Annotated in this window: 11 protein-coding genes; all 11 read left to right on the forward strand. The window is 69.4% G+C overall.

Features of this window, described 5'->3' with window-relative positions; all coding sequences use genetic code 11:
* The first annotated feature begins 132 nt into the window (after positions 1 to 132).
* The 11 genes from HCC61_RS01975 to HCC61_RS02025 all read left to right on the forward strand — a co-directional run bounded on the left by HCC61_RS01975 (position 133) and on the right by HCC61_RS02025 (position 13,613).
* Positions 133 to 1,605: a folylpolyglutamate synthase/dihydrofolate synthase family protein gene (locus HCC61_RS01975; protein WP_346777015.1), complete on the forward strand. Its 1,473-nt coding sequence runs from the start codon at positions 133 to 135 to the stop codon at positions 1,603 to 1,605.
* Positions 1,605 to 1,955, forward strand: coding sequence for a DUF4233 domain-containing protein (locus HCC61_RS01980; RefSeq protein WP_169133446.1), 351 nt, complete (start codon positions 1,605 to 1,607; stop codon positions 1,953 to 1,955). The genes HCC61_RS01975 and HCC61_RS01980 overlap by 1 nt, the downstream gene beginning before the upstream one ends.
* A 117-nt stretch (positions 1,956 to 2,072) precedes the next feature.
* Positions 2,073 to 2,486, forward strand: coding sequence for a nucleoside-diphosphate kinase (gene ndk, locus HCC61_RS01985; protein ID WP_169133447.1), 414 nt, complete (start codon positions 2,073 to 2,075; stop codon positions 2,484 to 2,486).
* A 302-nt stretch (positions 2,487 to 2,788) separates the two neighbouring features.
* The gene (locus HCC61_RS01990) at positions 2,789 to 3,808 is read left to right on the forward strand and encodes a rod shape-determining protein (RefSeq protein WP_028431807.1); all 1,020 of its coding nucleotides are present in this window, start codon (positions 2,789 to 2,791) and stop codon (positions 3,806 to 3,808) included.
* Positions 3,809 to 3,966: 158 nt separating this feature from the next.
* Complete coding sequence (gene mreC, locus HCC61_RS01995; protein ID WP_169133448.1) at positions 3,967 to 4,905, forward strand: rod shape-determining protein MreC; 939 nt, start codon at positions 3,967 to 3,969, stop codon at positions 4,903 to 4,905.
* A gap of 3 nt (positions 4,906 to 4,908) precedes the next feature.
* Positions 4,909 to 5,664, forward strand: a complete 756-nt coding sequence (mreD, locus tag HCC61_RS02000; RefSeq protein WP_169133449.1) for a rod shape-determining protein MreD — start codon at positions 4,909 to 4,911, stop codon at positions 5,662 to 5,664.
* Positions 5,661 to 7,823 carry a penicillin-binding protein 2 gene (mrdA, locus tag HCC61_RS02005; RefSeq protein WP_169133450.1) on the forward strand — a complete coding sequence of 721 codons (2,163 nt, stop codon included), beginning with the start codon at positions 5,661 to 5,663 and terminating at the stop codon, positions 7,821 to 7,823. The genes mreD and mrdA overlap by 4 nt, the downstream gene beginning before the upstream one ends.
* Positions 7,820 to 9,019 carry a rod shape-determining protein RodA gene (gene rodA, locus HCC61_RS02010; protein WP_169133451.1) on the forward strand — a complete coding sequence of 400 codons (1,200 nt, stop codon included), beginning with the start codon at positions 7,820 to 7,822 and terminating at the stop codon, positions 9,017 to 9,019. Before mrdA ends, rodA begins: the two co-directional genes overlap by 4 nt.
* A gap of 104 nt (positions 9,020 to 9,123) precedes the next feature.
* Complete coding sequence (locus tag HCC61_RS02015; RefSeq protein ID WP_169133452.1) at positions 9,124 to 11,049, forward strand: TIGR03960 family B12-binding radical SAM protein; 1,926 nt, start codon at positions 9,124 to 9,126, stop codon at positions 11,047 to 11,049.
* A 149-nt stretch (positions 11,050 to 11,198) separates the two neighbouring features.
* Positions 11,199 to 12,602, forward strand: coding sequence for a hypothetical protein (locus tag HCC61_RS02020; protein WP_206321936.1), 1,404 nt, complete (start codon positions 11,199 to 11,201; stop codon positions 12,600 to 12,602).
* A gap of 252 nt (positions 12,603 to 12,854) precedes the next feature.
* The gene (locus tag HCC61_RS02025) at positions 12,855 to 13,613 is read left to right on the forward strand and encodes a TIGR03936 family radical SAM-associated protein (RefSeq protein WP_169133453.1); all 759 of its coding nucleotides are present in this window, start codon (positions 12,855 to 12,857) and stop codon (positions 13,611 to 13,613) included.
* The last annotated feature ends 39 nt before the right edge of the window (positions 13,614 to 13,652 follow it).

A 13,652-nucleotide genomic window follows, 5' to 3' on the forward strand; every position in this document is an offset into this window, starting at 1 on the left:
CCGCCCCTTCGCGCCCTACGTAGACTTGGCGCCGTGAGTGACCAGTCCCAGCCCCCCGGAAACGACCCCGGCGAACACGACCCCGGCGAAGAGAACGGCGGCACGGCGCCCGCCCCCTCGGAGTTCGAGGAGATCGTCGGCGCGGAGACCGACCGCGACCCGGATCTCGCCGTCATCGAGGCGGGCAGCCGCACTCTCCGAGCGCAGGCGGGCCCCCCGGAGGCCGACGTCGTACCGGCACGTCCCGAGGACCCGGAGACCGAACGCGCCCTGCGTGCCGTCGAGTCGGAGCTGATGGACCGCTGGCCCGAGACGCGGCTCGACCCGTCCCTGGACCGCATCCGGGCGCTGATGGACGTGATGGGCGAGCCGCAGCGCGCTTACCCGTCGATCCACATCACCGGCACCAACGGCAAGACCAGCACCGCCCGCGTGATCGAGGCGCTGCTGAGCGCCTTCGAGCTGCGCACGGGCCGATACACCTCGCCCCACGTGCAGTCGATCATGGAGCGGATCAGCGTCGACGGTGCTCCCGTCAGCGCGGAGCGCTTCATCGACGCGTACGAGGACGTGAAGCCCTTCGCGGAGATGGTCGACGCACAGCAGCCGCACCGCCTCTCCTTCTTCGAGATGCTGACGGGCATGGCGTACGCGGCCTTCGCCGACGCCCCCGTCGACGTCGCCGTCGTCGAGGTCGGCATGGGCGGAAGCTGGGACGCCACCAACGTCATCGACGCCGGCGTCTCCGTCATCACCCCCATCTCGCTGGACCACACCGCCAGGCTCGGGGACACCCCGGAGAAGATCGCCGGGGAGAAGTCCGGCGTCGTCAAGAAGGACGCCACGGTCGTCCTCGCCCAGCAGCCCGTCGAGGCGGCGTCCGTCGTACTGAAGCGGGCCGCCGAGGAGGACGCGGCGGTCGCCCGCGAGGGCCTGGAGTTCGGCGTTGTCGCCCGCGAGGTCGCCGTCGGCGGCCAGCTGATCACCCTGCGCGGGCTGGGCGGCGAATACCCGGAGATCTTCCTGCCGATGCACGGCGCGCACATGGCGCACAACGCCGCCGTCGCCCTCGCCGCCGTCGAGGCCTTCTTCGGCATCGGCGCCCGCGGCACCGACCAGGGCCGCACTCTCGACGCCGACGTCGTACGCCAGGCCTTCGCCTCCGTCTCCTCGCCGGGCCGGCTGGAGCTGATGCGCACGAGTCCCGCCGTGCTGCTCGACGCCGCGCACAATCCCGCGGGCGCCCGCGCCACCGCGGAGGCGGTCGCCGAGGCGTTCAGTTTCAGCCGTCTCGTCGGCGTCGTCGGACCCAGCAGCGACAAGGACGTACGCGGGCTGCTTGAGGCCTTCGAGCCGATCTTCGCGGAGGTGGTGCTGACCCGTAACTCCACGCCCCGCGCCATGGACGTCGACGAACTGGCCGCCGTCGCCGTCGAGGTCTTCGGCGAGGACCGCGTACAGGTGGAGCCCCGCCTCGACAGCGCCCTTGAGGAGGCCATCACGCTCGCCGAGGAGGAGGGCGAGTACGCCGGAGCGGGCGTACTGGTCACCGGCTCCGTCATCACCGCCGGCGAGGCCCGGCTGCTGCTGGGGAGGGAGCGCTAGTGCGCACTCTCTGCGCGAGCACGCTGATCGGCGAGTTCTTCGTCATCGGCTTCGCGGGTCTCGTCGCGATGCGTACGAGCGAGCTGTCCGCGGGCACCGTCTGGGCGGTGTGCGGAGTGGCGATGGCGCTGTGCGTCCTGCTGTGCGGTGCGCTGACCCGCAGGGGCGGCGTCCAGCTGGGCTGGGCGCTCCAACTGGCCCTCGTCGCCTCGGGGTTGGTCGTCCCGGCCATGTACTTCCTCGGCGCGTGCTTCGCCGCCCTGTGGTGGGCGTCCGTCCACTTCGGGCGGAAGGTCGACGAGGCGAAGGCCGAGCGCGCCCGCCTGGAGACCGAGCCTGACACTGCGTGACCGCGACGGGATGCGCACGTGTAGCCTCTGGGCATCCACAACCGGCCACATCCGGACCGGGCCGCCGGCGACGTGCGCCCGGCGCCGCGGCACATCCATCCCCGAGGAGCCCCCACCATGAGCGAGCGCACCCTGGTACTGCTGAAGCCCGACGCCGTACGCCGCGGTCTGATCGGCGAGATCGTCCGCCGCATCGAGAGCAAGGCGGACTGGGCCGTCACAGCACTGGAGTTGCGCACTCTGGACCGCTCGACGCTGGAGCAGCACTACTCCGAGCACGTGGGCAAGCCCTTCTACGAGCCGCTGGTCGAGTTCATGGCATCGGGCCCGTCCGTCGTGATGGTCGTCGAGGGCGAGCGCGTCATCGAGGGCGTACGTGCGCTCGCCGGCCCGACGGACCCCATCGCCGCCGCGCCGGGCTCCATTCGGGGGGACTTCGGCACGGTTGTACGGGAAAACCTGATTCACGCTTCGGACTCGGCGGAGTCCGCGGAACGGGAACTGAAGATTTTTTTCCCGGACTTCAGCTGAGGTCACGCTGACACGTCATCAGTCGTCAGGGCCCTGATGACCTGGGGCGACCCACAATTTCCGGGCGCCCGTCGGCATATGCGAGCCGGTTCGGGGGAACGCATCACCCCGACACGACGTCACTGATTACAGGGACGACGGCTGTTGCGCCGACAATGGCGGGACACCCTCGCTACGTGTTCGAGTCCGCGTCTACGATGGAACCTCGCGTCTCCACAGCGTTAGCGCGGACCACCTCTCCTGCCGTCCTCCCGAACACACCGCTCCAGTTGGAAGGCCAGACGCATCCTATGGCGAACAACATGTCGTTCATCGGCCGTGATATGGCTGTCGACCTCGGGACCGCCAACACGCTGGTGTACGTCAGGGGTCGCGGGATCGTCCTCAACGAGCCGTCGGTCGTCGCCATCAACACCAACACCGGGGGCATCCTGGCGGTAGGCGCCGAGGCGAAGAAGATGATCGGCCGCACCCCCGGCAACATCGTGGCCGTGCGTCCGCTGAAGGACGGCGTCATCGCCGACTTCGAGATCACAGAGCGGATGCTCCGCTACTTCATCCTCAAGATCCACAAGCGACGTTATCTCGCGCGTCCGCGCGTGGTCATCTGCGTTCCCTCGGGCATCACCGGCGTCGAGCGCCGTGCCGTGATCGAGGCGTCGACCCAGGCCGGCGCCCGCCAGGTGCACATCATCGAGGAGCCCATGGCGGCGGCGATCGGCTCCGGTCTCCCCGTGCACGAGGCCACGGGCAACATGGTCGTCGACATCGGCGGCGGCACCACCGAGGTGGCGGTGATCTCGCTCGGCGGGATCGTCACGGCACAGTCGATCCGCGTCGCCGGGGACGAGCTGGACAACGCGATCATCCAGCACATCAAGAAGGAGTACAGCCTGCTCCTCGGCGAGCGCACCGCCGAGAGCATCAAGATCACGATCGGTTCCGCGCACTCCCTCGACAAGGACGAGCACACCGAGATCCGCGGCCGCGACCTGGTCAGCGGACTTCCCAAGACGGTCGTCATCTCGGCCGCCGAGGTCCGCCGTGCCATGGAGGAGCCGGTCAACGCGATCGTCGACGCGGTGAAGACCACGCTCGACAAGTGCCCGCCCGAGCTGTCCGGGGACGTCATGGACCGCGGGATCGTCCTCACCGGCGGCGGTGCCCTGCTGCGCGGCCTGGACGAGCGACTGCGCAGCGAGACGGGCATGCCGATCCACATCGCCGAGGATCCGCTGGACTCCGTGGCGCTCGGATCCGGAAAGTGCGTGGAGGAGTTCGAGGCGCTTCAGCAGGTCCTCGACTCCCAGCCCAGGCGATGATCTGAACTCAAGCGATCTGACGTGCGGTCGGCCGCACCACGACCACCAGTCCGCCCGCGGATCGTTGACAGTTCCGGAGCGACGCGGCGCGCGTTGAGCGGCGCCGTTCCGGAACGGACACCGGTCCGACCGACTGAGGAAAGGCACGGCCGCCGCACGTGAGGGACACCCGAGAGAGCCGGCTGCTGCTCGTCCTTCTGATCGCCATCGCGTTCGCACTGATCACGGTGGACATCAGGAAGGGCGAGCAGTCTCCTATGGACAGCGCGCGGCACGTCGCCGCTTCAGCCTTCGGACCTGTGGAGAAAGGGGTGTCGGCGGCGGTCGACCCCGTGGGGAACTCCATCGCAGCGGTCCGCGACTCCGGTGTGCGGCACAACCGTATAAGGCGTCTCGAAGCGGAGAACGCGAAGCTGAAGCAGCGCCTGGGCTCCAGCGACCGGCACCGCTCCCGCTCCAAGGAGCTGGACAAGCTGCTGAAGACCGCGGGCGCCGGCGGTTACGGACTGAAGGGCGCCCAGGTCATCGGCATCGGTTCCGGGCAGGGCTTCTCCTGGACGATCACCATCGACGCGGGCAGCCGGGACGGCATCGCGCGCGACATGACGGTCATCAACGGCGACGGTCTCGTCGGCCGCGTCACCACCGTCAGTTCGTCCACGGCCACCGTGCTGCTCGCCAACGACCCGGACTTCTCCGTGGGCACGCGCATGGAGAAGAGCAGCGAGCTCGGGTTCGCCACCGGCCGCGGTGGCGACGCCATAACGGTCCAGCTCCTCAACGGCAAGTCGGAGGTGAAGAAGGGCGACCGGATAGTGACTTTCGGCTCTCGCAACAACAAGCCCTTCGTGCCGGGCGTGCCCGTGGGGACGGTCTCCAAGGTGGACAGGACGGCGGGCGATCTCACGCGCGGCGTCAGCGTCCGGCCGTTCGTCAGCTTCAGCAAGCTCGACATCGTCGGCGTCGTCGTCAGGCCGCCGCGTACCGACCCCCGCGACGAGGTGCTGCGAGTCAAGAAGCCGCCGAAGCCCAAGCCCGCGCCCACGGTGACCGTGACCAAGACCCCGAAGCCCGACGCTTCGGAATCCAGGAGCTGACCGATGTACCTCAACCGGATCCTGCTCTCGGCCGTTCTCGTCGTGGGCGCCCTGATCGTGCAGGTCAGCGTGCTGGCGCGGCTTCAGCTGCCCGGGGCGGTGCCGGATCTGCTGCTGCTCGTCCTGCTCGGTCTCGCGATGGTCTACGGGCACACCGCCGGCGCCGTCACCGGCTTCCTCGGCGGTCTGCTCGCGGACCTCGCGCCGCCTGCGGAGCACGCGGTGGGGCGCTATGCGCTGGTGCTGTGCGTCATCGGGTACGTCGCGGGACTGACCAAGCCGGAGGGTACGCAGCACCGTTCGGCGACCGTGCCGATGCTCGTCGTCGCCAGCGCCGCCGTCGGTTCGACGCTGCTGTACGCGGGTGTCGGCACTCTCGTCGGCGACACCGCGGCCGGTCATGTGGCGCTGCTGCCGCTGCTGTTCACGGCCACGCTCTACGACTTGCTGCTGGCGCCCTTCGCCGTACCGCTGATCATGTGGGCCGCGCGCCGTACCGAACGCGGCGTGATCACTTCCGACGCTTCGGGCGTCGGAAGTATGGGCCGGAGTGACAAAGGGGCCTATGGATGGCTCAGTTCGGGTACAGGACTCCAAGTCGGGGGCAGCAGCCTCTTCGGCAAGGGCCGCAACGGCGGCACTACGCGCAACTCGCGCAACGGCAAGGCCATCCGGATGGGCATCCAGCGGGGCAGCCTGCTGGACCGGTCGTCCCGTAAGAGCAGGACCGGGAAGATCAAGGGGGTCAAGCGGCTGTGACCAACATCCCTGAGACCGGACGCAGCAGCCGGGTCAGTATCCGGCTGATCGCCATTCAGATCCTGGTGATGTCGCTGCTGCTCACGCTCGGCGGACGCCTGTGGTATCTCCAGGTGCGCAACGGCGACCAGTACCAGAAGGAGGCCGCGGGCAACCACGTGCAGCAGGTCGTGCAGCCCGCGACCCGCGGCTCCATCCTCGACTCGCGCGGCGTGCCCATCGCGGACAACGAGACGCGTCTCGTCGTCTCCGCCTCCCGCACCGAGTTGATGAAGATGGACGACGGCGGCAAGGCCGTGCTCACCCGTCTCGCCGGCGTCCTCGACATGGACCCGAAGACCGTGCAGGGGAAGGTGCGGCTCTGCGACGCCAAGACGCCGCAGCCCTGCTGGAACGGCTCGCCGTACCAGCCGATCCCCGTGACCGACGACGCCACCACCCAGCAGGCCCTCCAAATCCGTGAGCGTGCCGAGGACTTCCCCGGCATCACCGCCGAGCCGACGGCCGTGCGCCGCTATCCGGCGCCGTACGGGTCCCACACGTCCCAGGTCCTCGGCTATCTCTCGCCCGTCACGGACGAGGAGATCAGGAAGACCAAGAACACCGACTCGCCCTTCCTCTCGTCCGACGAGATCGGGCGGTCCGGCCTGGAGCGCACGTACGACGCCATACTGCGCGGCAGTTCGGGCGTCACCCGCTACGAGGTCGACAACCTGGGGCGCGTCATGGGCCGGGCCAAGAGCGACAAGGCCGAGCCGGGCTCCAGCCTCGTCACGAGCATCGACTCCCGGGTCCAGGCCGTCACCGAGAACGAGTTGCTGACGGCGATGAAGAACGCCCGCAAGGAGCACGACAAGAACACCAACAAGAACTACAAGGCCGATGCGGGCGCTGCCGTCGTGATGGAGAACAAGACCGGCCGCCTCGTCGCGATGGCCTCCAACCCGGAGTACGACCCGAACGAGTGGGTCGGCGGAATCTCCGGCAAGAAGTACGACCAGCTCACGGGCAAGAAGTCGAACTATCCGCTGCTGAACCGCTCCATCCAGGGCCTCTCGGCGCCGGGCTCCATCTTCAAGGTGATCTCCTCCACGGCTGCCGTCAGGGCGGGCAACCGCTTCGACGGCAACTACAACTGCCCTGCCTCGTACAACGTCGGCGGGCAGACCTTCAAGAACTTCGAGTCCGAGAGCGCCGGCAGCATCAGCATCGGCCGCGCCCTGGAGATCTCCTGCGACACGGTCTTCTACGACCTCGCGTACAAGCAGTGGCTCAAGGACGGCGGCAACCACCCGAAGAAGAACGCCAACGACTACTTCTACAAGACGGCCCACAAGTTCGGCCTCGGCAAGAAGACCCGGGTCGACCTTCCCAACGAGGTCGAGGGCCGGGTTCCGGACCGTCAGTGGAAGAAGGACTACTGGAAGGCCAACAAGGACGCCTGGTGCAAGCAGGCCAAGGATCCCAAGTCCTACGCGGACAAGATCGCGAAGGAGAACTGCGTCTCCGGGATGAAGATGCGCGCCGGTGACAGCGTCAACTACTCGATCGGACAGGGCGACACGCTCGTCACGCCGATCCAGATGGCGACGATCTACTCGGCCATCGCCAACGGCGGCACCCTGCACGACCCCACACTCGGCAAGGCGACGATCGGGCCGAAGGGCAAGACCATAAAGGAGATCAAGCCGAAGTCGCACGGCAGGCTGCCGGTGGACAAGAAGCTCCTGAAGAAGATCGACGGGGCACTCGCCGGCGTCGCCGAACGAGGCACCGCGGCCTGGCGCTTCGGCGACGCGGGCTGGCCGCAGGACAAGATCAAGATGCACGCCAAGACGGGTACGGCCGAGGTGGCGGGCAAGCAGACCACGTCCTGGTTCACGACGTACACCAAGGACTACACGGTCCTCATGACGATCTCGCAGGGCGGTACCGGCTCCGGTGCCTCCGGCCCCGCGGTCCGCAACATCTACAACGCCCTCTACGGGGTCAACCAGGACGGCGACATCGACGAGAAGGCCGCACTGCTGCCGCACCCAGAGGAAGGCCTCCCGAAGATCGACGCCCACGGCAACATCGAGTCGAGGGACGACGACGACTTCAAGAAGCGTGCCGAGCGCGCGGTCAAGGGCGCACCCACCACCGGAGCGGGCGGATGAGCACGCACTCCTACAGCCTGAGCGGCTACGGGCCGCAGACGAGGTCGGTGTGGGGCAGGCTCACCGCCCGCGACTCGGCGGTCTGGCGGCTCGACTGGATCATGGTGATGGCCGGCATCGGGCTGTCCATCGTCGGTTCGCTCCTCGTCTGGTCGGCCACGCGCAACCGCAGCGACCTCAACCAGGGCGACCCGTACTACTTCCTGACCCGTCATGTGGTCAGCCTCATCGTCGGGTTGCTGCTCATGGCGGGCATGGTGTGGCTCGGGCACCGCAGGGTGCGCGGAGCCGTGCCGTTCCTGTACGGCGCGACCCTGCTGCTCGGTCTTCTCGTGCTCACGCCGCTGGGCGCGACGATCAACGGGCAGCGGGCCTGGCTGCACCTCGGCGGTGGGTTCTCGCTCCAGCCCGCGGAGTTCATCAAGATCACGGTGATCCTCGGCATGGCGATGCTGCTGTCCGCGCGGGTGGACGCGGGTGACCGTGAGTACCCGGACCACCGCACCGTCCTTCAGGCGCTGGGCCTGGCCGCGGCGCCGATCCTGGTCATCATGCTGATGCCCGACCTGGGCTCCGTGATGGTCATGGTCATAATCGTTCTGGGAGTTCTGCTCGCCTCCGGCGCCTCGAACCGGTGGATCGTCGGGCTGTGCGCCGCGGGCACCACGGGTGCCGTGTGCGTCTGGGCGTTCGGACTGCTGGACCAGTACCAGATCAACCGCTTCGCCGCCTTCGCCAACCCCGCGCTCGACCCGGCCGGCGTCGGCTACAACACCAACCAGGCGCGGATCGCGATCGGTTCGGGCGGGCTGAGCGGCAAGGGGCTCTTCGAGGGGTCGCAGACCACGGGCCAGTTCGTCCCGGAGCAGCAGACCGACTTCGTCTTCACCGTCGCCGGTGAGGAACTGGGCTTCCTGGGCGGCGCGTTGATCATCGCGTTGCTCGGTGTCGTGATCTGGCGGGCGTGCCGCATCGCGCGCGAGTCGTCCGAGCTCTACAGCACGGTCGTCGCCGCCGGAGTGATCGCCTGGTTCGCGTTCCAGTCGTTCGAGAACATCGGCATGACGCTGGGCATCATGCCCGTCGCGGGCCTGCCGTTGCCGTTCGTCTCCTACGGCGGTACGTCGATGTTCGCGGTGTGGCTCGCGCTGGGACTGCTTCAGTCGATCAGGGTCCAGCGGCCCGTCTCGGCATAGGCCCCTCGCACCCGGCGGGGGCGGTGGATTGGGGGCCGTTTCGGGGCCCGCGTTACGCTGAATGGTCATCCGTACAGCGACAGCGTCCCGATCCGAGGAACCCCATGCCAGTCGAGTCGGTCTTCCCGCGCCTGGAGGCCCTCCTTCCGCACGTCCAGAAGCCGATCCAGTACGTGGGCGGTGAGCTGAACTCCACCGTCAAGGACTGGGACTCCTGCGACGTCCGCTGGGCGCTGATGTACCCCGACGCGTACGAGGTCGGGCTGCCCAACCAGGGCGTCATGATCCTCTACGAGGTGCTCAACGAGCGTGACGGCGTGCTCGCCGAACGCACCTACAGCGTCTGGCCGGATCTGGAGAAGCTGATGCGGGAGCAGGACGTACCGCAGTTCACGGTCGACGCGCACCGCCCCGTAGGGGAGTTCGACGTGCTCGGCGTCTCCTTCGCCACCGAGCTCGGCTACACCAACCTCCTCACCGCGCTCGACCTCTCGGGCATCCCGCTGGAGGCGAAGGACCGCGGCGACGAGCACCCGATCGTCATGGCCGGCGGCCACGCGGCGTTCAATCCGGAGCCCGTGGCCGACTTCCTGGACTGCGCCGTCGTCGGCGACGGCGAGCAGGCCGTGCTGGAGGTCAGCGACATCATCCGCGCGTGGAAGGCGGAGGGGCGGCCCGGGGGACGCGACGAGCTGCTGATGCGCCTCGCGAAGACGGGCGAGGTGTACGTCCCGAAGTTCTACGACGTCGAATATCTGGCGGACGGGCGCATCTCCCGCGTCGTGCCGAACCGCACCGGCGTTCCGTGGCGCGTCGCCAAGCGGACCGTCATGGATCTCGACGACTGGCCGTACCCGAAGCAGCCGCTGGTTCCGCTGGCCGAGACCGTCCACGAGCGGATGTCGGTGGAGATCTTCCGCGGCTGCACGCGAGGCTGCCGCTTCTGCCAGGCCGGCATGATCACGCGGCCGGTGCGCGAGCGCTCCATCACCGGAATCGGCGACATGGTGGACAAGGGCCTGAAGAGCACCGGCTTCGAGGAGGTCGGGCTGCTCTCGCTCTCGTCCGCCGACCACAGCGAGATCGGCGACGTGGCGAAGGGCCTCGCCGACCGCTACGAGGACGACAAGATCGGGCTGTCCCTTCCCTCGACCCGCGTCGACGCCTTCAACATCGACCTCGCGAACGAACTCACCCGCAACGGCCGCCGGTCCGGCCTCACCTTCGCCCCCGAGGGCGGCAGCGAGCGCATCCGCAAGGTCATCAACAAGATGGTCTCCGAAGAGGACTTGATCCGTACGGTCGCCACCGCCTACGGCAACGGCTGGCGGCAGGTGAAGCTGTACTTCATGTGCGGGCTGCCGACCGAGACCGACGAGGACGTGCTCCAGATCGGCGACATGGCGGTCAACGTCATCGCCAAGGGCCGCGAGGTGGCGCGTTCCAACGACATCCGCTGCACCGTGTCCATCGGCGGGTTCGTACCCAAGCCGCACACGCCCTTCCAGTGGGCGCCGCAGCTGTCGGCCGAGGAGACCGACGAGCGGCTCGGCAAGCTCCGGGAGAAGATCCGCGGCGACAAGAAGTACGGCCGTTCCATCGGCTTCCGCTACCACGACGGGAAGCCCGGCATCGTCGAGGGCCTGCTCTCGCGGGGCGACCGGCGCGTGGGCGCGGTGATCCGCGAGGTCTACGACCGCGGCGGACGCTTCGACGGCTGGCGTGAGTACTTCAGCTACGGGCTGTGGATGGACTGCGCCGCCCGTACGCTGCCGGCCTTCGGCGTGGACGTCGACTGGTACACGACGCGTGAGCGCACGTACGAAGAGGTCCTGCCCTGGGACCACTTGGACTCCGGCCTGGACAAGGACTGGCTCTGGGAGGACTGGCAGGACGCGCTCGACGAGACCGAGGTCGAGGACTGCCGCTGGACGCCGTGCTTCGACTGCGGGGTGTGCCCGCAGATGGACACGGACATCCAGATCGGTCCGACGGGGAAGAAGCTGCTGCCGCTGACCGTCGTCAAGTAGTCGTCAAGTAGCCGCCGGGCAGGCCGCGTAGCGTCCCGGCGGGGGTGTGCGACGGCACCGTCATACGGAACGGCTGCCGGTCGGAGTCAGATGTCACGTCGCGTGAGGAGAGGCGAACCGGGGTGGGGGGAGAGGGCGTCTTCCGTGGTGTGAGCGACAGTCAGGCCGGTGACCGTGGGGCCGGGGACCGTCAGGCCGGAGGCGAGGGCGCGGGCCGCGCGGGGCCGGGGGAGTCCGGGGAGGCTGCGGCCGGCCCCGTGCCCGTGCGCCCCGTTTCGCTGGTGAAGCGCGGGCCTGCCGTGACCGGGACGGTCCCGCGGCGGGACGTGGCTCCGGCTCTCGCCGACGGCGGCGAGGCCCCCTTCGAGGGGTGTCTCGCGAGGGTGATCCGGGTGCCCGTACGGATCGTGACGCTGCTGCTCGTCGTGCCCGTACGGATCGTCTGGGACGCGCTCGCCGTCTGCGGCCGTGCGCTCCGGCGGACCCTGTGGGTCCCCTTGGCCCGCGGGGCTGAGTGGGTGTGGCGCAAGGTGCTCGCGCCGGTGCTCTTCGCGCTCTTCGCATGGCCCTGGCTGGCGCTGTGGCGGTACGTGCTCGCACCGGCGGGCAGCGGCCTCGTCCGGCTGGCGAGGGCGACGGGAGCCGGAATCGCCTGGGCCGCTCGCGGCGTATGGGCCGGGCTGGCGTGGCTGGGGCGGACGCTGGTCGCGGCGCCGCTGGTTCTGCTGTACCGGTATGTGCTGACACCGGTCGGCCGCGGGGCGGCGGCCCTGGCGCGGGCGGTCGGCGCGGGCCTGGCGTGGCTGGGGCGGACGCTGGTCGCTGCGCCGCTGGTTCTGCTGTACCGGTATGTGCTGACGCCCGTCGGCCATGGGGTGGCGGCGGTGGTGCTGGGCCTGGGTCTGGGACTGGCGTGGCTGTGGCGGTACTTGGTGGTGGCGCCGCTGGTTCTGCTGTACCGGTACGTGCTGACGCCCGTCGGCCGCGGAGTGGCGGCGGTGGTGCTGGGCTTCGGTGCGGGATTGGCGTGGCTGTGGCGGTACTTGGTGGTGGCGCCGTGCCGCTTCGTGCACCGGTGGGTGCTCAGGCCCACGGGGCGCGGCCTCGCGGTCGTCGCACGCGAGACCGCCGACGCGATCGGGCACGCCTGGCGGGTGGCCGGATACGTGTCGCGGGCCGTCTTCCGGTTCTTCGGGCGGGTGTTGCGCTTCCTGTTCGCCGACCCTGCCGTATGGGTGTGGCGGCACGTCGTCCGCCCGGTCGGCCGCGGACTGCGCGACGGGGTGTGGCGCCCGGCAGCGGCGGCGGCACGGGAAGCCGGGCGCACTGTCCGCTCGGCGGTCGCCTCGGCGCGTGCCTCCGTACGGCAGGCCAGGGCCGAAGTGCGGCGGGCGCTGTTCGGCGGTCCGCCCGCGAGCGGGCCGCTTCCGGAGCGGAGGACCCTGCCCGGGAGCGGGCGCGTACCCTGGAGCGCAGGATCACCGCACAACAGCGCGACGGCCCCGGGACCATCAGGGACGAAGCGCGACGATGCGGACTTCCGCACCCTTTGAACACCGCGGCATCTGAAGCGCCTGCCGACGGCAGAGCGCGGCAGAGCGCGACAGATCGGCTGGACAGCACAGCGGCTGAACGGCGTCGCAGCTGACAGCGGAGTGGCTGAACAGCTGAGCAGCCGGGCAGCACTTTGATTCCGTACGTATGCGGAGGGCGGCCGTCCCCCACCCGCCGCCGCTCCGCATCAGGCACCGAGGAGAGAACCACTGGGCAAGCGACAGCCCGAAGGCCCGCCGCCCGCACCCGCCGTGCAGCGAGTGCGACTGCGATACACCAAGCGCGGCCGCCTCCGGTTCACCAGTCACCGAGACTTCCAGCGTTCTTTCGAGAGAGCGCTGCGCAGGGCGGGGGTGCCGATGGCGTACTCCGCCGGCTTCTCCCCGCACCCCAAGGTCTCCTACGCCAATGCCGCACCCACCGGCACGGGCAGCGAGGCCGAGTATCTGGAGATCGGCCTCGTAGAGCGGCGGGACCCCGAGGAGCTGCGTTCGCGGCTCGACGAGTCCATGCCGCCCGGGCTCGACATCGTCGAGGCGGTCGAGGCCCGTACGTCCGACTTCACCGACCGGCTGGAGGCCTCGGAGTGGGAGCTCCGGCTCGACGGGGTCGCCCGCCGGGAAGCGGAACGGGCCGTGGCGTCCTTCCTCGCGGCGGAGTCCGTGGAGGTCGAACGGCAGACCAAGAAGGGTCTGCGCACCTTCGACGCCCGTGCCGCCGTCACGTCGCTGACCTCAGCGGAAGCGGTGTCCGAGGCAGGCCCCGATGGTCGCGGGGCGGGACCCTGTGCGATACTGCGCCTGGTGGTACGGCACCTGACACCTGCCGTGCGACCCGACGACGTCCTGTCCGGCCTCCGAGCTACGGCCGACCTGGCGCCGCCGGTCCCCGCAGCGGTGACCAGGCTGGCGCAGGGGCCGCTCGATGAGGAGACCGGCACGGTGACCGACCCGTTGGCGCCCGACCGCGACGCACCCCTCGTCGCGACGGCGCCGGGCGGCAGCGCGTAGGCCGAGAGCCTGGAGGATCAGCGTTGAAAGCGCCACCGC

It is taken from the genome of Streptomyces sp. HNM0575 (assembly GCF_012726265.1).
Taxonomy (GTDB): Bacteria; Actinomycetota; Actinomycetes; order Streptomycetales; family Streptomycetaceae; genus Streptomyces.

Excerpts from the sequence above, each read along its gene's own strand:
- ndk (WP_169133447.1), top strand. The coding sequence starts at position 2,073 with ATGAGCGAGCGCACCCTGGTACTGCTGAAGCCCGACGCCGTACGCCGC.
- HCC61_RS01990 (WP_028431807.1), top strand. The coding sequence starts at position 2,789 with ATGTCGTTCATCGGCCGTGATATGGCTGTCGACCTCGGGACCGCCAAC.
- mreD (WP_169133449.1), top strand. The coding sequence starts at position 4,909 with ATGTACCTCAACCGGATCCTGCTCTCGGCCGTTCTCGTCGTGGGCGCC.
- rodA (WP_169133451.1), top strand. The coding sequence starts at position 7,820 with ATGAGCACGCACTCCTACAGCCTGAGCGGCTACGGGCCGCAGACGAGG.
- HCC61_RS02015 (WP_169133452.1), top strand. The coding sequence starts at position 9,124 with ATGCCAGTCGAGTCGGTCTTCCCGCGCCTGGAGGCCCTCCTTCCGCAC.